This window comes from Betaproteobacteria bacterium (genome assembly GCA_016720925.1).
Taxonomy (GTDB): Bacteria; Pseudomonadota; Gammaproteobacteria; order Burkholderiales; family Usitatibacteraceae; genus UKL13-2.
In genome coordinates this window covers 13889-39255 of the sequence record JADKJR010000005.1, presented here as the reverse complement: position 1 = coordinate 39255, position 25367 = coordinate 13889, and the positions used below count along the sequence as shown (strand labels likewise).

Below are 25367 nucleotides of genomic sequence, written 5' to 3'. Positions count from 1 at the left end.
TTTCGTCTCAGAAACAAAAGGGTACCGCGGCTTCACTCCTCACCCCCTAAATTCACCAGAAAAGTGTCGGGACTCGTTGTTTAACTCGCGAAAATGGTTGAAAAGCCGCGCCAGTGTTAGAGTTTTCCGCGTCGCGTCGCGTCGCGTGTCGTGATAAAGGCCTTTCCCTGGTAGCGCGCAGCTTCAAATATGTCGGGGCTGGCTATGAATCCATCATTGAGGCATCCGGGCTGCAATGAACCAACAACTTTCCTGTTTGTGTCGATGGCCCGATTCTCGCGCCGCCCCAATGCCGCCACAATCCGCCCGCCACCGCGAATATGTGAGCAAATTCACAATTTCGCCCGTATTTAACGGCGTTGGGCTAATATTTTCCCGCCGATTCTTCTTTTGCTACCGCTTGTCGCATGCACTTGGGGTGGCGGGAAGACATCTCTAATATTCATCTTGCCCAACGGGGTCAAAGGACGGAAACATGAAAAGAACAAGTCAAGCCAACGCCGGCTTTACCCTGATCGAAGTTTTAATCGTGGTGGCGATCATCGGAATTCTTTCGGCTATCGCGATGCCGATGTATGGCGATTATGTTACGCGGTCGAAGATTCAGCAGGCGACGGCGGGTCTTGGTGATGCGCGGGTCAAGATGGAGCAGTTCTTTCTGGACAACCGCACTTATGCGGGTGGTGCCGCGCCTGGGCCTGCGGTTGGCAGGCAGGATTTCCTGTGCCAACGTCACGGTACTTTGACTTTAGTTGTGCGTCGACGGCAAGTACCTATACCATCACGGCGACTGGGAAGGCGGGAGAAGGAATGGGCGGCTTTGTGTACACGGTAAATCAGTCAAATGCCCAAGGCTCAACGTTTACGGCGTCAGGGTGGAACAACTCCACGACTTGCTGGGTAACGAAGAAAGGCGAGACGTGCTAACCATGGCCAAACAGCGCGGAATGTCGTTGATCGAGATGCTGGTCGCGCTCGCGATCGCGGCCATCCTCCTGGTGACCGCATTCCCGATGTATTCCGCCTGGGTGCAAAACACGCAAATTCGTACCGGTGCGGAAGCTATGCTGAATGGATTGCAATTTGCCCGTTCGGAAGCGGTTAGCCGGAATACAAATGTGCAATTTGAAATGACCAGCGCGGGTACAACCAGTTGGCGGGTCAGTGAGGCCAGTGATCCGGATGGCCTCGTGATTCAGACACGTTCGGGCGCTGCCGGTTCTGCCACGGCCAAGGCGACACCAACGCCTGCGGATGCAACAATCGTGACATTCAATGCGCTTGGCCGCGTGCTTACGCCAAACCCAAGTGACGGATCCATGCCGATTTCTCAAGTTCAAATTGAAACGTCAATTGCATCGTTTACTGACGCGCGAAATTTGCGAGTCACGGTCAGTCCTGGCGGGCAAGTACGGATGTGCGATCCGGACCCGTCAATTCCCACTGGCGACACGCGCAAGTGCTAAAGAGGATGGAGTGGAAATGAACGCAGTACAAAACAAAAATGTTGCTATACAAAGTGGCGGAAAGAAACATCAGCAAGGCGTGATGTTGCTTGAGGCGCTCGTAGGGCTGCTGATTTTTTCCATCGGAATTCTTGGCCTGGTTGGCATGCAGGCCGTGGCGACCAAGAACGTTTCCGGGGCACAGTTTCGATCCGAAGCGAGTTTTCTGGCAAATGAGATTCTTGGGCAGATTTCAGTTGACCAGAAGAATGCGGCGACCTACGCGTCCACTGCTGCATCTTGCCCAACTTCACCCTCTACCCAGCTTCAGCAATGGGCTTGCCGGGTCGCCAGGCTCCCGGGCGCTTCAGCATTTCCTCCAACTATAACGATAGTTGCGGGTGCCGCGGGTACCACTGTCATGACCGTAAATGTAGTGGTTCGCTGGAAGGCGCCAGATGCGGCGGCTCCCAGCAATGTCACATTGAGCGCCAACATGAGTTGTCATTTAACCAAGCCAAATAGCACAACCGGCGAATGCATTTAGGATATGCAAGCGATGAATAAAACTAGTGGTTTTTCGCTGGTCGAACTGATGGTCGGCATGCTGGTCGGCTTGATCGGCACGATGGTCATTTTCCAGGTGTTCGCTATTTCCGAAGGCCAGAAGCGCACGACGACATCCGGCGGCGATGCCTCGCAGAGTGCGGCATTTGCCCTTTTTAGTCTCGAGCGCGAGCTACGCGTTGCCGGACAAGGTTTCAACAACAACGGATTGCTCGGTTGCTCGATTCGCGTCTACGACGATGATTCTCCACCGCCAAAGAGCAGGTTGCAGGGGTTGGTGCCGGCGGTAATCACGGCAGGGGCGGGAAATTTGCCCGACCAGTTGAGCATTTCCTTTGTTTCCAGTGACATCGTGAATCCACCATCCCAGATTTCTGCTGACGTTAGCGGAAATGGGACAATTTCCGTCGATGACCGCGGCTTTTACCAGCCCGGAGATGTTCTGGTGCTTTCACAATTGGACGACACCGGAAATAATGCGACAGTCGCGGGAGTTCCGCACCACTGCGCCATGTTTCGCGTGACCGCTCTTCCGGCGCTGACAAAGGAGCTTGCCCATGCTCCGGCACCTGGCAACTACATCGATCCCACCGGCAGCTCGCGGCCAATACGTTTCAATCACCCTGCGGGCATTGACAATGGCTGGACGCCTGCTGGCTTGACCTTTGCAAAAGGCGTGACGGGATCAGAGGCCGGGGGCTATGTATATAACATGGGCAATGCGCTCAGTTCGGCCACGTATTCCATTGTCAACAATCAATTGATGCGAAACGATGACATGACCAGCGCGAGCGCTACGAACCCGGCTCCGATCGCGGACGGTATTGTGCAGATGAAGGTCTTGTATGGCATTGATACTCCTCCTTTCGACAGTCAGATCTCTGCAAGTGAGTGGACCAAAATTTCTCCGGCGACGCCTGCCGGATGGCAGCGGCTACTGGCGGTCAAGCTGGCACTTGTGGCGCGTAGCGCATTGAGAGAAAAAGCAGATCCCGTCACCGGGCTGTGCACGGTGACCGAGGCAGCACCGCAGTGGTATGGCGCAGGCACTGCGGGCGTTGACATTCCACTTGATGTGAGCGCCGACCCCGACTGGAAATGCTATCGCTACAAAGTTTTCCAAACCATCGTACCGTTACGCAATATGGCTTGGAAGCCGGTCCGTTAATAACCTACTCAAGATACCCGGTCATCTCTATGGCAACCAATATCCCAATCCTGACACGTCGACCGCGCCGCACACCTCGGCATTCGCAAAGTGGCGTAGTTTTATTTATATCACTCATTGTGCTGGTCGCCATGAGTCTGGCGGGTATCGCCTTGCTCCGCTCTGTTGATACCACAGTTATGGTTTCAGGAAATATTGCGTTGAAACAAGCAACCATTTCGGGCGCAGATCGGGGAACCCAGGCCGCAGTCGAATGGCTTGAAGCGAACAGCAAAGGTGCTGCTTTGCAGGCGACTGATTCGGCGGCGGGCTACTTCGCAACCCTGCCACTGCCGGACCCATCATGGTTCGACGCCACCGTATGGGCGGATGCCCCTAAAGTAAATGGTGGTGCGGCCGATGTCGCGGGCAACAAGACAAGTTATGTGATACACCGCCAGTGCAAGTTAGCGGGCAGCTATGAAGTCGGGGGTTGTTCAGCCCTTCAGTATCTGGCTGGCGGTGCCGCGCTGACCGAAGGTGACTCGTTTCGTGCGGGCGCTTCCGCCGGTTTTGCAAAACCCAAGAATGTCTACTACCGAATTACCAGTCGCGTGGAAGGCCCGCGCAACACCGTGAGCATTGTTCAAACCACGGTGGAAATACGGGCCTAGTCCCGCCGCAAATGATTTATTTAGGAGAATCACCATGTCGAGTGCCATGACGTCCCCCAAATTCCTGCCCTTGGCGGCATTGGTGGTGGCTTGTCTGTTTGCAACCCAATCCAGCGCGCAGCTTGCTGATCTGTCTGACGTCCCGCTCGCCAGCGCGCCATCGACCACCGTGTTGCCCAATCTCATGTACATCCTGGACGATTCGGGGAGTATGGCGTGGGACTACATGCCCGATAACATCTATAGCCTGTCGAGTGGTACGAACATCAATAACTGCAAAGCGTATTCGGGATCGGCTTCATCGACGTTCAGCCGGATCCAGTGCAACAATGGCGAACCTCCCTATTACGCCTCGGCCTTCAATCAGGTTTATTACAATCCCAACATCACCTATGCGGCGGGCATCGATTCCGCCGGCACCAGCTTGGGGATCAGGCCATTGGCAGCGCCAAACTGGATGCGTATCTCAACGCCACGACCAAAAATCTGACGAATACGTATCAGGAATACGTGTATTGCAATACAAGTTCTCCTTCCGCCGCCGACCTGACCAATCCCCTCGTTTGCAAACGCAACGGCAAGGACAACGTCTCTGGATTGGTTCCTTATTTTCGCTATTGGGGCGCGAGCGGCGCCAACGTGGCATATCCGGTGGCGACAGGCACCAATGCGACATCATTTAATAAAGTGCAAACGCTTGCTTCCAATCCTTACTACTTCAACATCGATGCGAACGAGTATTGCAGTGACGACAACTTGACGACCTGCGCGCTTGCCACGGCGGCTGGCGCTGCACCGGCGGGTTTCACGCTCCCCGCGCCAATCCGCTACTGCAAAACGCTCGCCGATGCGCAAGCAACGACCGCCATCACCGGCAATTCCGGAGCGCCCGCGACACCGCGTTGCCGCAAGAAATTCGACGTGTCCAAATATCTCTATCCCCGATATGGGCGCTTTAGCCGCGTCGATATCGAGCCGGCGACCCCAAGCTATCCCAAGCCCTTAACGTCCGCGCGTACGGACTGCGCTGCCGCGGCGTCGTGTACCTATGCCGAGGAAGCGAAGAACTTTGCCAACTGGTTTAGCTACTATCGCACCCGCCTTGCCATGATGAAGACCGCAACGGGTCGCGCATTCTTGCCGATCGACGATCGTTATCGCGTTGGCTTCATGACCATCAACCCGAACAATCCCGTCACGGCAAGCAAGTATTTGAAAGTGGGGAAATTTGACGCCACGCAGCGCAGCAACTGGTATACCAAACTTTATGCGCAAAGCACCAACGGATCCACGCCGCTACGCGAAGCGTTGTCCCGGGCCGGTCGCTACTACGCAAATGTGACCAACGGAATTAACTCCGGCATGTCCGATGATCCGATGACGCATTCCTGCCAGCAGAATTTTACGTTGCTGACAACGGATGGCTATTGGAACAGTAACGCCGGGCAAAACCTGACTGGTGCCGGTGTGGGAAACCAGGATAACGCGGACAGCGGATTTACCAAACGAGTGGATGGTGCATTTGACGGAGCGCTGTCTGGTGCGAGCGATACGCTGGCGGACGTGGCTGCTTACTATTACAAGCAGGATCTTCGTACCTCAGGCCCGCTCTCGGCCAACAACGTGCCGACGAATGAATCGGCCAAGGACAAGGCAACGTATCAACACATGGTTACCTACACCCTCGGCCTCGGCATCCAGGGCTTGATGGACTATAGAACTGATTACGAAACCAACGCGGCAAGTGATTTTGCAAAGATCAAAGGAAGCGCTTCGACCTGTTCCTGGGCTTCCGGTGTATGTAACTGGCCATTGCCTGCGCAGAATTCACCATCCGCGATTGATGATTTGTGGCATGCCGCCGTCAACGGGCGGGGCATTTACTTTAGTGCCGCGGACCCGAATTCGCTTGCGGATGGTATTTCTGGGGCGCTGTCGGCGCTGAAGGTGCAAACAGCGGCCGCATCGGCCTCGGCAACGTCCAGCCCGAATATCACGCCGACCAACAATGCAATCTTCAGCTCGACTTTCCGGACAACGGTATGGGATGGAGAAATCGTTGCACAGAAAATCGACCCGAATACCGGTAACGTCATTCCTGCCATTCTCTGGTCCGCCCAGGCTTTGCTCGATGCCAAAGTGAGCGCCACGGGTGATACCCGCACCATCTGGGCGCCTGATTCGTCGTCGGGGAACAAACTCAAGACCTTTGACTGGTCCAGTCTTTCCACCTCCGCGTCCGGGAGCATCGCCGCGGAGCGCCCGTACTTTGCGAACAAATGTACCGCTTTGTCGCAGTGTCCGTTGTTGTCTGTTGCCGAGCGAAGCGATGCCAACGACGGACAGAATCTGGTTAACTACCTGCGTGGCAGATCGGAGTTCGAGGGTAACGCGTTTCGAAATCGGGAACACGTGTTGGGCGATTCGGTCAATGCCACACCTGAATATGTGAAGGACGCGGAAGGCGAATTCGTCGATGCCGTCGTGCCGACATTTGCCACATTCAAAGCGAGTTCAGCGATCACTGGGCGCAAAGGGGTACTTTACATTGCCGCCAATGACGGCATGTTGCACGCCATCGACGGCGCGAATGGAAATGAATTGTGGGCGTATGTGCCGAGGATCGTCATGCCGAATTTGCACAAATTGGCAACCGACAATTGGGGCGTGCGTCACGTTTATTCCGTGGATGGCTCGCCGACAACGGCGAGTATTTATGCGGGCGCGAGCCCAACAGGGGCCTGGAAGACCATCCTCGTTGCGGGACTGGGCAAAGGCGGGCGCGGCTTCTATGCGCTTGATGTAACGGACCCGGACAATCCCAAGGGAATGTGGGAGACCTGTTCGGATCCGACGCTCTGCGCGAGCCCTAACAACGTTGACGCGGATATGGGTTACTCCTTTGGAACGCCTGTCATCACCAAGCGGCCCACTGATGGCAAGTGGGTGGTGCTCGTCACCTCGGGCTACAACAATGTGCTTCCCGGCACCGGCAAGGGCTATTTGTACATGCTCGACGCTCTCACTGGAGTGGTACTGAAGAAAGTCACGACCAATGTGGGCACCACAACCCAGCCCAGTGGTTTGGCAAAACTGTCGGGTTATTCAAACAATCCAGTTACTGACAACACGTCATTGTATGTCTACGGTGGTGACCTGCTGGGTAACTTGTGGCGCTTCGACTTGCAGGTTGATCCCCCTACGGTGAAACACATCGCCGACCTGAAGGATTCTGGTGGCAAGCCTCAATCGATCACAGCCAAGCCTGAAATTACAAAGATAAACGGAAAGCCGATCATATACATTGGAACCGGACGTTATCTGGGTGGCGATGATCTATCGGATCCGGCAACCTTGGTTCCTCCCCAGCCGTGGGCCTACCAGCAGTCGATTTATGCGATTCGCGACACCGACGTCGATTATGGGAATGTCCGCACATCTGGACGATTGGTGGAACAGACTCTGACCGACTTGGGAACAACGCGGACAGTGAGTTCGAACGCGGTCGACTATGGAAACAAGGATGGTTGGTTTATCGATTTGAACCCGGGCGGTGCATCTCCCGGCGAACGCGCGAATCTCGATATCCAGATTGCCAGTGGCACGATCGTCGTGGTGACCAACGTACCGAACAACACGCCGTGCACAGTTGGTGGTGACAGTTTCCTGTATTCCTTTGACTTCAAGACCGGGGGAAAAATCGATACCGCTCCTTATGCGGGGCAGAAAATCACCGGACAGGTGGCGGTCGGTAACATTGTCATTCAACTTCCGGACAAGAGCATCAAGACCATTGTAACGGGTGCGACCGGAGACAAGACGAGCTTCCCTGTGCCGCGCAATAGTGGCGGCGAGGGTGCAAGACGTATTTCCTGGAGGGAGATTTTCAATTGGTAAAGATGATCAGTTTGTCTAGGCGCGGATTTTTCTCGGGGGCGCGTGTTGGACGCGCCCTATTCGGAGCCGTCGTGTTGTTGGTGACGGTTACCCCAATTGCTTTTGCCCAGACCTCCGGGTACTCAACTTCGTATGAACCATCGTCGCGCCAGCGTCTCCGATCAGAAGCGTGCATGAAGGACGAAGTCGACCAGAGCGGCTTTTGCATCAAGCGCTGCGACGAAGATTTCAAGCTGGAAATGAATGGCAAGAAGGCGACGTGCCGTGCCATTAAATCAGGCGCGACGCGCAAGGCGATTCGCACGGAATACCAGACGCCGCAGCCTGCAACGAACGAGACGCCGGCGAAGTCCGGGTACTAGCGTTTTCGCAGGCGTGCTGGATTCGCGAGCGGGACTGGCTTAATCAGCCGTCCCATCGCGGGACAGCCCCTTCGGCAGAGGGAAGGTAATATTCTCGGTAATTCCGTCAAGCTCACGCACGCTTGACGCGCCCATCGATTTCAATTTGGCGACCACGTCGCGTACCAGCACTTCCGGTGCCGACGCGCCCGAGGTCACACCAATTCTTCGCTTGCCGGCGATCCACTCGGGTTGCACTTCCTCCGCGCTATCCACCTGGTATGTGGTGCATCCCAGCGTGTCAGCCAATTCGCGCAGGCGATTGGTGTTCGAACTGGTTCGTGAACCGACCACCAGCACTACCTCCACCTGCGGCGCCATGAATTTGACGGCGTCCTGACGGTTTTGGGTGGCGTAGCAGATGTCGTCGTGCTTTGGGCCGACGATTTGCGGAAACTTTTGTTTCAGTGCATCGATCACAATCTGACAGTCATCCACGGACAGCGTGGTTTGCGAGACGTAGGTCAATGGTGTGCCTGCCGGGATGTTCAATTTCGCGACATCGTCCGCGGTTTCCACGAGATACATTCCTGCTTCTGATTGACCCATCGTGCCTTCGACCTCAGGATGTCCTTCGTGGCCAATCATCACCACCTCAAAGCCATCCTGGCGCCGCTTCATCACCTCGACGTGAACCTTTTTCACCAGCGGGCAGGTCGCATCGAACACATGAAAGCCACGCTGGGCGGCTTCGATGCGGACCGCTTTGGAGACGCCGTGCGCGCTGAACACAAGCGTGGCACCTACCGGCACATCAGCAAGATCCTCGATGAATACCGCGCCCTTGCTCCGCAAGTCATCGACCACGAACTTGTTGTGCACGATCTCGTGCCGCACGTAAATGGGGGCGCCATGCAGCGTCAGCGCGCGTTCCACGATCTCGATGGCACGATCGACGCCGGCACAAAAGCCCCGGGGGTTGGCGAGGAGTACGTCTGGTTCAATCATGCGGGGTTCTCTTCGTCACAGTTACAGATGGTTTTACGAAACTCAAGCACTGGTGCGGCTTACGGGCCGATAATGGCCTGAATACCGCGCCAGTACTGGAGTTTATCTCGATTGAAGGCGGCACCTCGTCATGGATAGCGTCGCACGTCTCCTGTCGGTCACGCCGAACCTTCCTGCTTGGAGGCGGGATGCGTCGGCGTGGCTGCCGGCGGTTTGCGCAACGAGTCGAGGATAAGCAAGGTTGCACCGACACAAATGGCCGAATCGGCGATGTTAAACGCGGGCCAGAAATAGCCCGCCGCATGCCATTGCACGAAGTCGACAACGTAGCCGTGCAGGACGCGGTCATACAAATTGCCGAGCGCGCCGCCGACGACCAGTGCCAACGCGGTCGACAGAACGCGATTGCCGGCATTGCTCCGTAGCATCCACAGCAACACCGCAGTGATGACTGACGTCAGCACGATGAAAAACTCGCGCTGCCAGCCGGATGCGTTGGCCAGAAAACTGAACGCGGCACCGGTGTTATGCGCGAGTACCAGGTTGAACCAGGAAAAGATGACCTTCGATTCGCCGTACTGGAAGTTGGCCGTCACGGCGTACTTGGTGATTTGGTCGAGCACAACCACGACAAAGCTGAGCCACAGCCAGTGGAGCCAGGCAAATTTTGAATTTTCGCTATGCATAGAATCGCTTCTCGCCTTCACCAAACAGATTGCTCACGCAGCGCCCGCAGATGGTGGGATGGTCCGTATTCGACCCCACGTCTGAACGATAGTGCCAGCAGCGTTCGCATTTCTGTTGCGTGCTCGGTTTAACGATGACGGAAACCGATTCCGTCGCAGTGGACTTTTGTACGGATGCGGTAGAAGTGATCATCACGAATCGCAAATCGTTTTCGAGTTTTGCGAGCAAGTCGTAGTCGCCACCCGGGGCAGAGAATTCCAGTTCGCCCTGAAGCGACGAGCCGATGGTGCCTGCGGTGCGTTGATCTTCGATACCCTTTAACGCCATCGCGCGAATTTCACGCAATCTGGCCCAGCGCGCTTGAAGTTCTGCTGCGTCTCCCACGCCAGGAAGCGCGTAGTAGCCGTGCAAAAACACACTTTCATCGGCACCCGCGTTCAAGGTGCTCCAGATTTCCTCGGCCGTGAACGACAATACCGGCGCGATCAAACGCGTCAGCGTTTGCAAAATGTGATGCAGCGCAGTCTGAGCCGCGCGTCGCGGTTGTGACTTCGCCCCCGCCGTGTACAGCCGATCCTTGAGAATGTCGAGGTAGAAGCCGCCCAGGTCTTCGGAACAGAAATTCTGGATCGCCTGCATGGCCGGCTGGAATTCAAACTTCTCGAAATGCGCCAGCACTTTCTTCTGCAACTCATCTGTCAACACGAGAACGTATCGATCGATCTCCAGCCATTCTTCCACCGGCAATGCATCTTTGGAGAGATCGAAGTCTGCCGTGTTGGCCAGCAGAAAGCGCAGCGTATTGCGGATACGTCGATAACTCTCCACCACACGTTTGAGAATTTCATCCGAAATCGAAAGTTCTCCCGAATAGTCCGTGAGCCCGGCCCAAAGACGCAAAATTTCGGCGCCCAACGTATCCGATATCTTTTGCGGCGCGACCGCGTTGCCCATGGACTTGGACATCTTCTTGCCTTGTCCATCCACCGTGAAGCCGTGCGTAAGGAGATTTTCGTACGGCGCGCGGCCATTAATCGCGCACGACACCAGCAGCGATGAATGAAACCAGCCGCGGTGCTGGTCGGAGCCTTCCAGATACAGATCCGCCTGCCCGGGTTTGCCGTCGGTCGACGGCTTCACCAGTGCTGGGGTCAGTGCCATCACCGTGTTGAAAGTGGCACCCGAATCCAGCCACACGTCGAGCGTGTCATTGATCTTGTGGTAATCGGCTGCATCATTGCCCAAGAGTTCTTCGGCCGTGATGTGCTGCCAGGCTTCAATACCTTCTTTTTCGACGCGCTGTGCGACGGCCTCAAGAAATTCGAGGGTGCGCGGATGTGGCTGCTGGGTTTCTTTATGCAGGAAGAATGGAATCGGCGTTCCCCATTTTCGTTGCCGCGAAATGCACCAATCGGGCCGGTTGGCGATCATGCCGTAGAGGCGCGCCTGGCCCCATGCGGGATAGAAATGCGTGGCGTCGATGGCTGCCAGCGCCATCTCGCGCAACGTCTGGTCATCTCCCGGCGCTTTCAGATCCATGCCAATGAACCATTGTGCGGTCGCACGAAACACGGTCGGCGTTTTATGGCGCCAGCAATGTGGATAGGAATGTTTGATGTTCGACGTCTGGAACAGCGCGCCCGCTGCTTCGATCGCCTTGACGATTTCCGGCTGTGCTTTCCAGATGTTCAGGCCGCCAAAGATCGGCAAACTGGCCACGTATCGTCCGTCGCCCATGACCGGATTCAGGATGTCGTCGTTCGTCATGCCGTAGCGTTTGCATGAATTGAAGTCGTCCACACCGTAAGCGGGGGATGAATGGACGATGCCGGTGCCGGTGTCGAGGGTGACATAGTCCCCGAGGAAGATCGGCGAGACGCGATCGTAGAAGGGGTGTTTGAACTCGATCCGCTCAAGCGATTGCCCCTTCGCGGACGCAATGATCTTTCCGTCGAGCGCATAGGCTTTGAGACAGTCGCTAACACGCTCGGTGGCCAACAGCAGAATTCCCCGTGACGTTTCGACAAGCGCGTACTCAAATTCCGGGTGCGCGTTTAACGCCTGATTGGCCGGAATCGTCCACGGCGTCGTCGTCCAGATCACCGCGTACACCGCGCCGTCCGGCAATTTTGCGAGACCAAACGCCCTTGCCAGTTTCTCGCGTTCAGAATCAACGATCGGAAAGCCCACATCGATTGTGATCGACGTCTTGTCCTCGTACTCCACTTCCGCTTCCGCCAGCGCCGACTGGCAGTCGAAACACCAGTTCACCGGCTTCAGACCGCGATACACATAGCCGCGCTCGAACAGTTTGCCGAGCGTGCGAATCTCCGCCGCTTCCGTGGCGAAGTCCATCGTTTTGTACGGATGATCCCAATCGCCCAGCACGCCGAGGCGCATGAAATCGGCCTTTTGCAATTCGACCTGCGATTCGGCGTGCGCGCGCGCAAGCGACATCAGTTTTTCCGGCGGAAGGTTCTTGCCATGCTGTTTTTCGACAAATATCTCGATGGGCATGCCGTGACAATCCCAGCCGGGAATGTAGACCGCATCGAAGCCGGCAAGCTGTTTCGACTTGACGACGACGTCTTTCAGGATCTTGTTGACCGCATGCCCAATATGAATAGCCGCGTTCGCATAGGGCGGGCCATCGTGCAGGACGAACTTGGGTTTGCCTTTTGAGGATTCGCGAATTCTTTCGTAGAGCTTCCGCTGCTGCCATTCGGCGACCCAGTTCGGTTCGCGCCGTGCGAGATCGCCGCGCATGGGAAACGGCGTATCGGGAAGATTCAGCGTGCTTTTGTAGTCAACTTTTTGGTCCATCGTCACTCATCCGCAAAAATGGTATTTGCCTTCGCAACATCGTCATGCATCTGCGTGACGAGCGCATCCAGGCTCGAAAATTTTTGTTCGTCGCGGATTTTTTCGATGAAGGTGACTTCCAGGCGTTGGCCATAGAGATCGCCTGCGTAATCGAAGAGGAAGACTTCCAGATGATGGCGGTTTTCAGAAGAAACCACCGGATTGGTGCCAAGATTGGCGACGCCGTTAAGAATCGTTCCGACCTTGCCCGCCACTCCCTCGAGCCCGCGAGTTACAAGCCGACATCTTACTGCAAACACGCCGGAGACGGCGGGATTCCGTTGTCGCGCGCCATAGCCAAGCGTTACGTTGGCGGTCGGGAAGCCCAGGGTGCGGCCGAGTTTCTTGCCATGTTTGACTCGGCCCACGATGCGATATGGCTTGCCCAGCATGGCGCTGGCGGCGGGAATATTGCCACCGGCCAGTGCATCGCGAATCGCTGTCGATGAAATGCGTCGGTCGTACTTTTCAATATCGGCGATCGATTCCACGACGAAACCATAATGATCACCCGCTGTGCGTAACGTCGCCACATCACCCGCGCGCCGCATCCCAAAGCGAAAATCTTCGCCGACCATCAGCCATTGAACGCGCATCGCAACCAGGCGCGCGATGAATGCGTCCGGCGACTGACCGGCAAATGCGGCGTTGAATCGGGGAACGAAGGCGAGCTTGATACCGGCATGCGCAAATGCCGCAAGTTTTTCGCTCAAACTCATCAAGCGGGCAGGTGGAGCCGGTGAATCGTGGCGAATTCGGCCAAAGTACTCACGTGGCAACGGTTCAAAACTCATTGCAGCGGGGGTGAGTCCGTGCTCATGTGCGGCGGCAAGGGTTGCGGCGAGTATCGCCTGATGTCCCAGATGTACGCCGTCGAAATTGCCGATGGCAAGCGCCAGCGGCGACACGTCATTGAGGAGGACGCGGTTAAGCTTCAACGTGATCATCAAATACCGCTTTTCAGGAAATCCCGCACGCGGATGCCCATCGCCCAGAGCGCCGCGAAATAGACAGTGGCCCCGAGCGCAATGATCCATGCAAGCCGCACGCATTTCGTCAACGTGTCCAGCATCAGCCATTCGGCCTCAGTCCCAGAAGCCCACCACAGGGCGCCGCCCATCATGTACAACGCAACGGCGAGCTTCAAGAGGAAAACCAGCCACTCAGGCTGCGGCGTGTAAATGCCCTGCTGGCGCATGAAGAAATACAGCAGGCCGGCGTTCACGCAAGCACCCAACCCGATCGAGAGTGCCAGCCCGGCATGCGCAAAAAGTGGCACGAAGGCCAGATTGAATGCCTGCGTGATCACGAGCGTTGCGATGCCGATCTTCACCGGCGTCTTGACGTTCTGGCGGGCATAAAAGCCGGGCGCGAGGATCTTGACGAGAATGATGCCGGTCAGCCCGACTGCGTACGCGATGAGCGCGGCGCGTGACATCAATACGTCATTGGCGGTGAATCTCCCATGTTGCAATAGCGTGGCGATGAGTGGTGTGCCGAGCAAGGCGAGCCCGAGGGCAGCCGGGAAGGTGAGCAAAAGCGTGACGCGTAGTCCCCAATCCAATAGTCTTGAAAATTCCTGCGGATTTTGCGCCGTATGACTTTTTACCAATGACGGCAGCAATACGGTGCCCAGTGCCACGCCAAGCAGGGCGGAAGGAAACTCCATCAGGCGATCAGCGGCGGTCAACCATGAGACGGAGCCGGTCGGCAGAAACGAGGCTATCTGCGTGTTGAGCAATAACGAAATCTGCGCAACCGAGACGCCCAATATCGCGGGCGCCATCAGTCCCAGAATGCGTACCACCCCGTCATCTTTCCTGTAACGCCAGGACGAAAAGGAAATGCGCGGCAACATGCCAATGCGTAGCAAAGCCGGAATCTGGAAGACCAGTTGCACCATTCCACCGACCAAAGTGCCGATGGCGAGCGCCAGAATGGGTGGATTCACTCTCGGCGCGAGCCAGATAGCCGCTGCAATGACGGAGAGATTCAGTAACACCGGCGTGAATGCCGGTGCCTTGAAGGCGCTGAAGCTGTTGAGAATGCCTGCGGCAAGCGCCACGAGCGAGACAAAAAAGATGTAGGGAAAGGTAATGCGAACGAGTTGGACCGTGAGCTCAAACTTGGCGGCATCGGCCGAAAAACCTGATGCGGTAAGGTAGACGAGCAATGGCGCCGCGATTACCCCGATAACGGTGACGATAAACAATATGAATGCAAGCAAGCTGGCGACATGGTCGGCGAGTATTTTTGTGTTTGTTTCGCTTCCCCTGGCTTTGTATTCTGCAAATACCGGCATAAAGGCTTGACTGAATGCGCCCTCGGCAAACAGGCGTCTGAGCAGATTCGGAATGCGCCAGGCAACCTGAAATGCGTCCATGGAGGCGCCCGCACCAAACAGGTTGAAGCCAATAATCTCGCGTATCAGCCCCGTAATGCGCGACAAAAAGGTCATCGCGGAGACAGATGCGGCAGCTTTCAGCAAGTTCATGGGAGGCAGGATTGGGCGAAAAGGGGGTAAAAATCGAGCAAAATCAGCGGGTTTGCTTTTTAATTGTGGTGCGCTATAATACAAGGCTTCCCGCAAATTTCATCGCAAGAATCTGGAAAAATCATGGCAAATACCAAACAAGCCGCAAAACGTGCCCGCCAGGCAACCAAGCAACGCAGTCATAACATGGCGCAGCGCACCGAATTGCGCACCGCCATCAAGAAGGTGACGGCAGCCGTTGCCACTGGCGACCAGGCCAAGGCAGAAGCGGTGTACAAGACTTCCTCGTCGACGATCGATTCGATCGCCGACAAGAACATCATTCACAAAAACAAGGCTGCTCGTCACAAGAGCCGTCTGACCGCTGCGATCAAAGCAATCGGCTCGAAAGGCCAGACCGCCGCGCAAGCGTAAGTCACCCGTACATGCTCTAGAGGGCAATGCAAATTGTCCGCCTACGACATACCGCCAATCGTGCCCAGACAACCGGGCTTTGAGATTGGCGGTTTTCTTTTGTGCCGCGGGTGCGTGCACGTCGATGCCTTGACCGTGGATGTTGCACCGCACAGTCGTTTGCCCTATATTTATTCCTCTTGAAACGATACGGCGGCCCCCGACGACCATTTCGGGCCGCCGTTGTCATTTTTGTCTCGCCCCTCATCAAACGGGACGCGGTTTAGGAGACGCAAATGCAATCCCCACACCAGATGAATACCTACAAGCCCGCGCCGGTCGCATTTACGCACGGTCAGGGCGCCTGGCTATACACGACCGACGGTCGACGAATGCTCGACGCGCTGGCAGGGATTGCCGTTTCCGGACTCGGGCATGCCCATCCAAAGCTGGTGAAAGCCATCGCCGAACAGGCAGGGAAAATTATTCATACCTCGAATCTGGTGAACATTCCCGAGCAGGCCGCGCTGGCGGACAAGCTCTGTGCGCTGGCCGACATGGACAACGTGTTCTTTGGCAATTCTGGATCAGAAGCCAACGAATGCGCGATCAAGCTTGCGCGGCTTTATGGCCATCAGCGCGGCGTCGCGAATCCGCACATCATTGTCATGGAACGCGCATGGCATGGCCGTACGTTGGCGACACTTGCCGCAACCGGTTCACGGAAGGCGCAGGCGGGATTTGAGCCGCTGGTCACCGGATTTATCCGCGTATCGTACAACGATATTGAGGCGATTCGCGCCATCGCGCAACACAACAAGGACGTGGTCGCCGTGCTGACGGAGGTGGTGCAGGGCGAAGGCGGCATCGTTCCCGCACGCGCTGACTACTTGAAAGGACTGCGCGAGTTGACCGCGCAAAAGCAATGGTTGCTGATGATCGACGAGGTGCAGTCCGGCATGGGCCGCACCGGCAAATGGTTCGCGCATCAGTGGGCGGGAATTACGCCGGACGTGATGCCGCTGGCGAAAGGACTGGGTTCTGGCGTGCCGATTGGCGCGTGCCTGGCCAAGGGCGTTGCCGCCAATCTGTTCAAGCCTGGCAATCATGGCACCACTTTTGGTGGTGGACCGCTGGTGTCGGTCGCTGCGTTGCGTACGCTGGAAATCATGGAAGAAGAGGGTCTGCTTGCCAACGCGGTCAAAATGGGCGGAATCATGAAGGACGCATTTCAACAGGCGCTGGCCGGCGTGCCCGGCGTCAAGGAGATCCGCGGGATGGGTCTGATGATGGGTATCGAACTCGATCGCCCTTGCGGTGAAATCGTCAACATGGCGTTGGCGTCCGATATCTTCACCAATGTGACGCAGGACAGCGTGATCAGATTGCTGCCGCCGTTGATCATCAACGAGTCCGAGGCAAGGGAAATCGTGGCTCGACTGGTGCCGGTGATAAAGTCATTTCTTGGCCAAGTCAGTAAAGCAGCCGCGTAGTTCACTTGTCAGGCGCGTGATGAAAAAAGCCCAATGAGACACTTTCTACAATTCAAGGATTTCACCCGCGACGAATATGAGCATTTGTTCGCCCGTACCAAAATCCTCAAGCATCGCTTCAAGAATTACATCCCTTATCAGCCGTTGACTGATCGCATGTTGGCGATGGTCTTTGAAAAAAGTTCGACGCGAACCCGCGTTTCATTTGAAGCGGGGATTTATCAGTTGGGCGGTCAGGCAATCAATCTCGATTCGCAATCGACGCAACTCGGCCGCGCTGAGCCAATCGAAGACACGGCGCGCGTGATTTCGCGCATGGTTGACCTGGTGATGATTCGCACCTTTGAGCAGGAAAAGGTCGAACGATTCGCGGCACATTCACGTGTTCCCGTGATCAATGGGCTGACCAACGAATATCATCCCTGCAGGTGCTGGCGGATATCTTCACATTTGTCGAACAGCGCGGATCGATCAGTGGCAAGACCGTCGCCTGGATCGGGGATGCCAACAACATGAGCTACACGTGGCTGGAAGCCGCTCGGGTGCTGGACTTCAAGCTGAATGTGGCCACGCCGGTCGGGTACGAAATGAAGTCTCAGCGCGGTGAAGTGCTCGATGCCGGCCACCTGGAAACGTTCGCTGACCCCCAGGATGCCGCCAAGGGCGCGCATATTGTCACGACCGATGTCTGGACGAGCATGGGTTTCGAGGCCGAGACCGCCGCGCGCAAGGCCGCTTTCGCCGATTTTACGGTAGACGCGGGCATGATGGCTGTCGCGGATCGAGATGTATTGTTCATGCATTGCCTGCCTGCCCACCGAGGAGAGGAAGTAACCGGTGAGGTGCTTGAGGGGCCGCAAAGCGTCGTGTGGGAAGAGGCGGAGAATAGACTGCACGTGCAGAAAGCGTTGATGGAGTTTCTGCTGTTGGGCCGGATTGATTCGTGATGAATCGAGTTGAGAATTCTTATTAATTTCTAGCTATTGAAAGAGTGTATGAGCGACGTAAAAAAAGTGGTGCTGGCGTATTCGGGTGGCCTGGATACTTCCGTGATCCTGAAGTGGTTGCAGGATGTTTACCAATGTGAAGTCATTACCTTCACGGCTGACATCGGCCAGGGCGGTGAGGTGGAACCCGCGCGCAAAAAGGCGCTGGCGATGGGTATCAAGAAGCAGAACATCTTCATCGAAGACCTGCGCGAAGAATTCGTGCGCGATTATGTGTTCCCGATGTTTCGTGCCAATACGGTATACGAAGGCGAGTACTTGCTGGGCACTTCCATTGCGCGTCCGCTGATCGCCAAGCACATGATCGAAATCGCCCGCAAAACTGGTGCCGATGCGGTCTCGCATGGCGCGACTGGCAAAGGCAATGATCAGGTACGTTTCGAGCTGGGCGCCTATGCGCTGATGCCGAATGTAAAAATCATTGCACCGTGGCGGGAATGGGATTTGCTGTCGCGCGAGAAACTGCTGAACTACGCGGCCAAGCACAAGATTCCGGTCGATTTCAAGAAACGCAAAGGGGGCGGCGCACCATATTCGATGGACGCAAACCTGCTGCACATTTCGTATGAAGGTGGCATCCTTGAAGATCCCGCCTTTGAACCGGAAGACAGCATGTGGCGCATCACGGTTTCACCGGAGAAGGCGCCAAACAAACCGGAAATCATTGAACTCGAGTACAAGCTGGGCGATATCGTAGGCATCAATGGCAAGAAACTCTCGCCCGCGACGGTGCTGACCGAATTGAATCGCCTCGGCGGCAAGCACGGTATCGGACGCCTCGACATGGTTGAAAACCGCTATGTCGGCATGAAATCACGCGGCTGCTACGAGACGCCCGGCGGCACCATCATGCTGCGCGGGCATCGTGCGATGGAATCGATCACCATGGATCGCGAAGTGCTGGCGCTGAAAGATGACCTGATGCCGCGTTACGGTCGCATGATCTACAACGGTTACTGGTTCTCGCCTGAGCGGCAACTGCTGCAGGGCTTGATTGACGAATCGCAAAAGACGGTCAACGGCACGGTGAAACTGAAACTCTATAAAGGTACCGTGCTGGTGGTGAGCCGCGAATCGAAAACCGATTCCCTGTTCGACCAAACCATCTCCACTTTTGAAGACGACGGCGGCGCATACAATCAGGCCGATGCAGCAGGCTTTATCAAGCTCAATGCGCTACGCATGCGTATTGCGGGCAACAAGGCCGCGTTGCGCAAGAAAAGCGTCAAGCAAGGCAAGCGCGAGCCGAAAGGTGACGCGTAAGACTGCAGCCCAAGTCAAAGTCTCAAACCACGCGGCCGGTCCTGCCACCGGCCGCAAATAACCTACAGGTTCCAACATGCCCTCATTCGATATCGCTTCCGAAGTCAACAAAGTCGAACTCAAGAATGCCGTCGAGCAAGCCAATAAGGAAATCTCGACGCGCTTTGACTTCAAGGGATCCGACTCACGCATCGAGCAGAGCGAACTGGAACTCACGCTTTACGCGGACGATGATTTCAAACTCGGGCAGGTCAAGGACGTGTTGTTGAACAAGATGGCCAAGCGTAGCGTCGACGTACGAATGCTGGACGAGAAAAACCGGGAAAAAATTGGTGGCGACAAAGTGAAACAAATCATCAATGTCCGCAACGGCATCGAGATCGAACTCGCCAAGAAAATCGTCAAGCACATCAAGGATGCCAAGATCAAGGTGACGGCATCGATTCAGGGCGAGAGCGTGCGCGTGCAGGGCGCCAAGCGCGACGATCTGCAGGCGGCGATCGCGCTATGCAAAGCGAAGGTTGATGAAGTGCCGTTGCAGTTCAACAACTTCCGCGACTAGGTTTTCATAGCGCAAAATGGTGTAGATCGCCATTTTAAGGGGCTCTCCGGCCTGAAACGCCAGGGAAGCCTCGTCAGTGCTTGAGTTTATCTCTCTAATTACACCGTCAGGCCAGTGATCCAACGTCGATAGAGACGGTCGGCCAGGTTATTGAGCGCGCGCAGTTTTTCTTGCATCGCCTCGCGCATTTCTTCCGGCCGCTGCACGCTCGCGGAAGCATCGACATTTTCCGCCTCCCAATCGCCGCACCATTCTTCGATCATCGCGGCGGTCATTTCGACATGACTCTGCATGCCCAGAGAATTGCCGATGACAAACGCCTGCTCGCGACAAGCATCGGCGCTCAGTATCCGCGTCGCGCAATCCGGCAACGTAAACGTCTCGCCGTGCCATTGAAATGTCGTGAAATGCGGATGGTCGGTGATGTCGTCTCCCAGCCATCGCCGTGCGACAGCGTTGTTTTCAGCCAGCAGAGGATTCCAGCCGATTTCCTTGACGGGATTTTTCGTGACTTCTCCCCCGAGCGCCTTCGACATCAATTGCCCACCGAGGCAATGACCGATGCAGGGAAGGTTGTCCGCGATCGCGCGGCGTATCAATGCGAGGACCGGCGCGATCCACGGCAGATTATCGTTGACGCTCATCGGCCCGCCCATCAGCACGAGCCCGGAAAAGCTGTCAAGGTTTGCCGGCAGCGCGGCGCCCTCGTCAAGATTGTATTGCGTCCAGGGAATCGAATGGCGATCCAGAAAGCTGGCAAAATAGCCGGGACCATCGTCGGAGGAAAAGCGGAATATGGCAACAGGTTTCATGGTGTGCGGGCAGGCATGCGGACGCAGTGCGATGCGGCATTTTACGCGCGCTTTGATGTTGTGCCTTGGGTTCGCGAGCAGTACCACTTGGGCGGTGAGCGTGACGCTTGTCGGGTTATTCCCGGGAAAGGCCGTGGTGGTGATCAATGGTCAGGACCCGCGCACCCTTTCCGCCGGGCAGAAAACGCCGGAGGGTGTGACCTTGATCACGACGGCATCGGATAGCGCCGTGTTCGATATCGAGGGAAAGAAACAGACGCTGGAACTGGGGCAGCACTTTGTACCCGCTTCCGGAAAAGCAGGATCAGTCTTGGCGATATCCGCCGACGGCCAGGGGCACCATTGGACAGCCGGTCAGGTGAACGGCAAGACTACGCGCTTCCTGATCGATACCGGCGCGACAACCGTTTCGCTCCCGGCCGCATTCGCGAGGTCGGCGGGAATTGACTACCTGAAAGGCCAGCGTGGATTTGTTCAGACCGCGAATGGTCCGTCCGCCGCATTTCGGGTGAAGCTGGACAGCATGACGGTCGGTGATATCACGCTATATCAGATCGATGCGACGGTGCTGGAAAGCGGGCTGGATATCGCATTGCTTGGAATGAGCTTCCTGAGCCGAACGGACATGAAGCGCGATGGCGCGAATCTGGTGCTGACCAAGCGTTTCTAGGTTGACCGAGACAAGAAAGCCCCGGATGCCGAGGCTTTTTTGTTTGGGAAATGAAGTCAGGCTATTGCTTGGTCTTGTCGCACTCAATCATCGCGTAGGCACTATGATTGTGTATGGATTCGAAGTTCTCCGATTCCACAAAATAGGTCTCTACGCGCGAATCGGCGTTGAGCACGGCCGCCACGTCGCGGACCAGGTCCTCGACGAATTTCGGATTGTCATATGCGCGTTCGGTCACGTATTTTTCGTCGGGACGCTTCAATATCCCATAGAGTTCACACGACGCCTGTTCTTCCGCAAGGCGCACCACGTCTTCAATGGCAATCGGCACCGTGCCGCATACCGAAATTGTGATGTGCGAGCGCTGGTTGTGCGCGCCGTACGCTGAAATTTCCTTCGAACACGGACACAGGCTGGTCACGGGTACGACCACTTTCGTGGTGCTACGCGTCACGCCGTCCTTTATTTCCCCCGCGAGCGTGACTTCGTAGTCCAGTAGCGATTTCACGCCCGAGATGGGCGCCGTCTTTTCAATGAAAAACGGAAACTCCATTTCGATGCGGCCCTCGGATACTTCCAGGCGCGCCACCATGCGTTCGAGCAACCCAGCCAGAGAGTTCGCCGAGAACGGCTCGGGGTTGGTTTCGAGTATTTCGACAAAGCGCGACATATGCGTGCCCTTGACGCTATGGTCAAGACGTACGTTCATGTTGAACGTGGCAACAGAATGACTGATCGCACCGGTCTCGGATTGAATGCGGATCGGATGGCGCAGCGACCGGATGCCAACGCGGTCGATGGAAAGCTCGCGGGTGTCCGCCGAACTTTGTACATCGGCAATTGGCATGTGTGGGTCACGCTGGTTCATTGAATGTCTTTCTGGCACGACTTGGAAGTATAGCTTGGCGGAAATAGTTGAGTAAAGCTATCAACAATATGGGAGCTCCATGCAGACATTCAAGTCAATGCGTTTTACGCAACGGTCCAAATTGTAAAGGGTCAAAGAAAAGGGGCGCCATTGCGGGCGCCCCTTCTTGATTCCTAACCGGATTCCCGGTCAGTCAATCGATGTTACGAGTAAGCCGTCTCGCCGTGTGAGGTGATATCGAGACCCTCGCGTTCCTCGTCTTCCGGAACTCGCAGGCCGATCACCATCTTGACGATCAACAGCGATACCGATGCGACGACTGCCGACCAGACAACGCTAACGCCAACAGCCTTGGCTTGAATCAGCACTTGCTCGCCAATGGAGGTAAAGCCAGTTGTTGCCTTGACCCAGTCGGTGACAAATCCGGGACCACCCAGGTCAGGTGAGACGAATACGCCCGTCAGCAACGCGCCGAGAATGCCGCCCACTGCATGGACGCCAAACACGTCGAGCGAGTCGTCAACCTTCAGCATCCGCTTGAGTCCGGTGACACCCCACAGGCAAACGATACCTGCTGCGAGGCCGATGACCAAGGCGCCCGGAATGCCGACGTTACCTGCCGCCGGCGTGATGGCGACCAATCCTGCCACGGCACCGGAAGCGGCGCCCAGCATCGAAGGCTTGCCCTTGATGACCCACTCAGCCATTGTCCAGGAAAGTACCGCGCAGGCAGTCGCCAGGAACGTATTCATGAACGCCAGCACAGCTGAGTTACCCGCTTCGAGTGCCGAGCCTGCGTTGAAACCGAACCAGCCGAACCACAGCAGCGATGCGCCGACCATGGTCATCGTCAGGCTATGTGGCGTCAGTGCTTCTTTGCCGTAGCCAATACGCTTGCCAAGGAAGTAAGCGGCGACCAAGCCCGCGACGCCTGCGTTGATGTGCACCACCGTGCCGCCTGCAAAGTCGAGCGCGCCCCACTGCCACAACAGGCCGGCCTTGGCATTTTGTGCATCGACTACTGCGGCGGCGGTATAGGCATCCGGACCCGGCCAGAACCAGACCATGTGGGCCATCGGGATATAGCTGAAGGTGAACCAGAGCACCATGAATAGCAGGACGGCGCTGAACTTCATGCGTTCCGCCACTGAACCCAGGATCAGGCAGCAGGTGATTGCGGCAAACGTGGCCTGGAAGGCAACAAACAGCAATTCGGGAATCACCACGCCCTTGCTGAAGGTGGCGGCCATCGCATATTCGCCCTTCAGCAGATCGGCGATGCCCTTGAGGAATAGTCGATCCGTTCCGCCGATAAATGCATTGCCCTCCGTAAAGGCGAAGCTGTAGCCATATATCACCCACAGCACGGTGATGAGAGAGAACGTGACGAATACTTGCATCAGCACCGACAGCATGTTCTTCGAACGTACCAAACCGCCGTAGAACAGTGCCAGTCCCGGTATGCTCATCAACAGTACGAGAGCCGTGGAAGTGAGCATCCAGGCCACATCGCCTTTGTTGGGAACGGGTGCCGCAGGTGCTGCCGCTGCGGCGGGCGCGGCGGCAGCGGCAGGTGCTACAGCGGTCGCGGTCGCTGCAGGTGCTGCCGTGGCAGCCGCAGCTGGCGCTTCCGTCGGCTTGGGATTCTCGTACTGTGCGTGCGCACTGCCGGTCAGCATCAGACTGGTCAGCAGCGCGAGCGTGGCAAAAAGTCGTTTCATTTTATGGGCTCCCTGGGTTAAAGCGCGTCGGCGCCGGTTTCACCGGTGCGAATGCGCACCACTTGTTCGAGATCGAAGACGAAAATCTTGCCGTCGCCGATCTTGCCGGTGTTGGCGGATTTTTCGATCGCCTCGATGACCTGCTCGATCAGATCGTCCTTGACTGCCGCTTCGATTTTTACCTTGGGCAGAAAATCGACGACATATTCCGCGCCGCGATACAGTTCCGTATGGCCTTTTTGACGGCCGAATCCTTTGACTTCCGTGACCGTGATGCCCTGCACGCCGATGGCGGACAGCGCTTCACGCACTTCGTCAAGCTTGAACGGCTTGATGATGGCGGTGACCAGTTTCATGGTAATTGCTCCCTCTCAATGAATGGATTTTTTGCGTAGTCCGCACCCGCGAACGGGTGTGGGCGTCGTGTGCGGTTTAGAACGACTTCGCAACGAAGGCAACGAGGCGCGCCTTGCCGAGGTCCTTGCCGTTGACGGTATAAAAGGCTTCCTTGGCGTTGGTATTCTTTACATAACCACCTGCTGCCCAGCCGTCTCCGAGGTCATAGGTCGCGCCGAGTTTGTAGACGGTATAGCTGAAATCACCATTGTTCTTGACGGTCTGGCGGGCGATTTGCGCATTCGCTGTGAGCTTCGGCAAGATTTCCTGGGCCCAATTGATTTCGGTGAACGTGGAATTCTTGCTATTCGCGAAACCGAACAGATTGCTGGTCGAGTGCGAATACTTTGCGCTGAACGGTCCCGAGCCGATGCCGATATAGATTTCATCGGTGTTTGGTGATGGATTGAACGCGCCGCTCGACGGATATTCGTAGCGCAGGTAACCAACATCCAGCGTGACGTCCTTGGCGACTTCAAACTTGTAACCGCCGAACAGATCCCACTCGATCTGCGCGCTGGTCGAAAATCCACCGGCCTTGGCCGCTTCCTTCAGCCATTTGATGTTGGAGACGAAGGTACCGAGATAGAAGCCGCTCGTATGTGTGTAGTCCAGGTTGAATTGAACGGCGGGTTTTTCAGCCGTTTGTGAAATACCGCGATATTCGTATTCACTGTAGAGCGATATTTTGGGTACGAGGGTGTTTTCCGGTGCAGGGGCCGGTGCTGCCGCAGCGGGCGCCGGCGCTGCCGGCGTGGCTTGCTGCGCCATAACCTGATAACTGGTTAACGACAGGGCGACGGTGCCCGCGAATGCCAAATGTTTTGCGATTGTTTTCATCTGAAGGCCCTTGAGGTGGTTGGAAATAAAGTGCTTCAACGGATAGTTAGCACGTTGCATGCCATTGTTTTTACGTCGGTAAGTGACTGTTTTGTTATGATATTTGTGCGGCGCACCATGAAAATGCACCAATCACGGGCGTCGATGCGCGCTCATGCACCCGGATGGCGCATGAATGGCCCCCGCTTTCGACAACACCAAGTGAGCCGCTCGGCTAAAA

Annotated in this window: 23 protein-coding genes and 1 pseudogene; 14 read left to right on the top strand and 10 right to left on the bottom strand. The window is 56.2% G+C overall.

Annotated features, from left to right (window positions below; genetic code table 11):
- The first annotated feature begins 475 nt into the window (after positions 1–475).
- The 8 genes from IPP88_08230 to IPP88_08195 all read left to right on the top strand — a co-directional run bounded on the left by IPP88_08230 (position 476) and on the right by IPP88_08195 (position 8092).
- Positions 476–835, top strand: coding sequence for a prepilin-type N-terminal cleavage/methylation domain-containing protein (locus IPP88_08230; GenBank protein ID MBL0122709.1), 360 nt, complete (start codon positions 476–478; stop codon positions 833–835).
- A 40-nt stretch (positions 836–875) separates the two neighbouring features.
- A complete protein-coding gene (locus IPP88_08225) occupies positions 876–1466 on the top strand; it encodes a GspH/FimT family pseudopilin (GenBank protein ID MBL0122708.1) in 591 nt (196 codons plus the stop codon).
- 10 nt (positions 1467–1476) lie between these two features.
- Positions 1477–1992, top strand: coding sequence for a hypothetical protein (locus IPP88_08220; GenBank protein ID MBL0122707.1), 516 nt, complete (start codon positions 1477–1479; stop codon positions 1990–1992).
- A gap of 12 nt (positions 1993–2004) precedes the next feature.
- Positions 2005–3180: a PilW family protein gene (locus IPP88_08215; GenBank protein ID MBL0122706.1), complete on the top strand. Its 1176-nt coding sequence runs from the start codon at positions 2005–2007 to the stop codon at positions 3178–3180.
- 119 nt (positions 3181–3299) lie between these two features.
- The gene (locus IPP88_08210; GenBank protein ID MBL0122705.1) at positions 3300–3833 is read left to right on the top strand and encodes a hypothetical protein; all 534 of its coding nucleotides are present in this window, start codon (positions 3300–3302) and stop codon (positions 3831–3833) included.
- Positions 3834–3867: 34 nt separating this feature from the next.
- A complete protein-coding gene (locus tag IPP88_08205) occupies positions 3868–4323 on the top strand; it encodes a hypothetical protein (protein ID MBL0122704.1) in 456 nt (151 codons plus the stop codon).
- A gap of 20 nt (positions 4324–4343) precedes the next feature.
- Positions 4344–7730 carry a pyrrolo-quinoline quinone gene (locus tag IPP88_08200; GenBank protein ID MBL0122703.1) on the top strand — a complete coding sequence of 1129 codons (3387 nt, stop codon included), beginning with the start codon at positions 4344–4346 and terminating at the stop codon, positions 7728–7730.
- A gap of 173 nt (positions 7731–7903) precedes the next feature.
- The gene (locus tag IPP88_08195) at positions 7904–8092 is read left to right on the top strand and encodes a hypothetical protein (protein MBL0122702.1); all 189 of its coding nucleotides are present in this window, start codon (positions 7904–7906) and stop codon (positions 8090–8092) included.
- Between the two features lie 39 nt (positions 8093–8131).
- Here the strand turns inward: IPP88_08195 and ispH are convergent, their stop codons facing one another.
- From ispH to murJ, 5 genes are all read right to left on the bottom strand, one after another.
- Positions 8132–9079 (bottom strand): 4-hydroxy-3-methylbut-2-enyl diphosphate reductase, encoded by a 948-nt coding sequence (gene ispH / locus IPP88_08190; GenBank protein ID MBL0122701.1) that lies wholly within the window; start codon positions 9077–9079, stop codon positions 8132–8134.
- Between the two features lie 158 nt (positions 9080–9237).
- Complete coding sequence (locus IPP88_08185) at positions 9238–9765, bottom strand: lipoprotein signal peptidase (GenBank protein ID MBL0122700.1); 528 nt, start codon at positions 9763–9765, stop codon at positions 9238–9240.
- Positions 9758–12589: an isoleucine--tRNA ligase gene (ileS, locus tag IPP88_08180; GenBank protein MBL0122699.1), complete on the bottom strand. Its 2832-nt coding sequence runs from the start codon at positions 12587–12589 to the stop codon at positions 9758–9760. Before ileS ends, IPP88_08185 begins: the two co-directional genes overlap by 8 nt.
- Before the next feature lie 2 nt (positions 12590–12591).
- Positions 12592–13575 (bottom strand): bifunctional riboflavin kinase/FAD synthetase, encoded by a 984-nt coding sequence (locus tag IPP88_08175; protein MBL0122698.1) that lies wholly within the window; start codon positions 13573–13575, stop codon positions 12592–12594.
- Positions 13575–15122, bottom strand: coding sequence for a murein biosynthesis integral membrane protein MurJ (gene murJ, locus IPP88_08170; GenBank protein MBL0122697.1), 1548 nt, complete (start codon positions 15120–15122; stop codon positions 13575–13577). The genes IPP88_08175 and murJ overlap by 1 nt, the downstream gene beginning before the upstream one ends.
- 123 nt (positions 15123–15245) lie before the next feature.
- Here murJ and rpsT point away from each other — a divergent pair, with 123 nt between their 5' ends.
- The 5 genes and pseudogenes from rpsT to IPP88_08145 all read left to right on the top strand — a co-directional run bounded on the left by rpsT (position 15246) and on the right by IPP88_08145 (position 19840).
- Entirely contained in the window at positions 15246–15536 is a 291-nt protein-coding gene (gene rpsT / locus IPP88_08165) for a 30S ribosomal protein S20 (protein ID MBL0122696.1), read from the top strand.
- Positions 15537–15811: 275 nt separating this feature from the next.
- On the top strand, positions 15812–17008 hold the full coding sequence (locus tag IPP88_08160) for an aspartate aminotransferase family protein (GenBank protein ID MBL0122695.1): 1197 nt from the start codon (positions 15812–15814) through the stop codon (positions 17006–17008).
- 33 nt (positions 17009–17041) lie between these two features.
- Positions 17042–17955, top strand: a pseudogene (argF, locus tag IPP88_08155) (ornithine carbamoyltransferase).
- Between the two features lie 48 nt (positions 17956–18003).
- A complete protein-coding gene (locus tag IPP88_08150; GenBank protein ID MBL0122694.1) occupies positions 18004–19278 on the top strand; it encodes an argininosuccinate synthase in 1275 nt (424 codons plus the stop codon).
- A gap of 76 nt (positions 19279–19354) precedes the next feature.
- Complete coding sequence (locus IPP88_08145; GenBank protein ID MBL0122693.1) at positions 19355–19840, top strand: YajQ family cyclic di-GMP-binding protein; 486 nt, start codon at positions 19355–19357, stop codon at positions 19838–19840.
- 98 nt (positions 19841–19938) lie between these two features.
- On the opposite strand, the gene IPP88_08140 is transcribed toward IPP88_08145, so the two are convergent.
- Positions 19939–20652 carry a type 1 glutamine amidotransferase gene (locus IPP88_08140; protein MBL0122692.1) on the bottom strand — a complete coding sequence of 238 codons (714 nt, stop codon included), beginning with the start codon at positions 20650–20652 and terminating at the stop codon, positions 19939–19941.
- Positions 20653–20746: 94 nt separating this feature from the next.
- On the opposite strand from IPP88_08140, the gene IPP88_08135 reads away from it, so the two are divergent.
- Positions 20747–21322 carry a TIGR02281 family clan AA aspartic protease gene (locus IPP88_08135; protein ID MBL0122691.1) on the top strand — a complete coding sequence of 192 codons (576 nt, stop codon included), beginning with the start codon at positions 20747–20749 and terminating at the stop codon, positions 21320–21322.
- Between the two features lie 61 nt (positions 21323–21383).
- Here the strand turns inward: IPP88_08135 and IPP88_08130 are convergent, their stop codons facing one another.
- From IPP88_08130 to IPP88_08115, 4 genes are all read right to left on the bottom strand, one after another.
- On the bottom strand, positions 21384–22190 hold the full coding sequence (locus tag IPP88_08130) for a GTP cyclohydrolase I FolE2 (protein MBL0122690.1): 807 nt from the start codon (positions 22188–22190) through the stop codon (positions 21384–21386).
- A gap of 203 nt (positions 22191–22393) precedes the next feature.
- The gene (locus IPP88_08125; GenBank protein MBL0122689.1) at positions 22394–23911 is read right to left on the bottom strand and encodes an ammonium transporter; all 1518 of its coding nucleotides are present in this window, start codon (positions 23909–23911) and stop codon (positions 22394–22396) included.
- A 17-nt stretch (positions 23912–23928) separates the two neighbouring features.
- Entirely contained in the window at positions 23929–24267 is a 339-nt protein-coding gene (glnK, locus tag IPP88_08120; protein MBL0122688.1) for a P-II family nitrogen regulator, read from the bottom strand.
- A gap of 76 nt (positions 24268–24343) precedes the next feature.
- Positions 24344–25147: a hypothetical protein gene (locus IPP88_08115; GenBank protein ID MBL0122687.1), complete on the bottom strand. Its 804-nt coding sequence runs from the start codon at positions 25145–25147 to the stop codon at positions 24344–24346.
- Positions 25148–25367 lie beyond the last annotated feature (220 nt).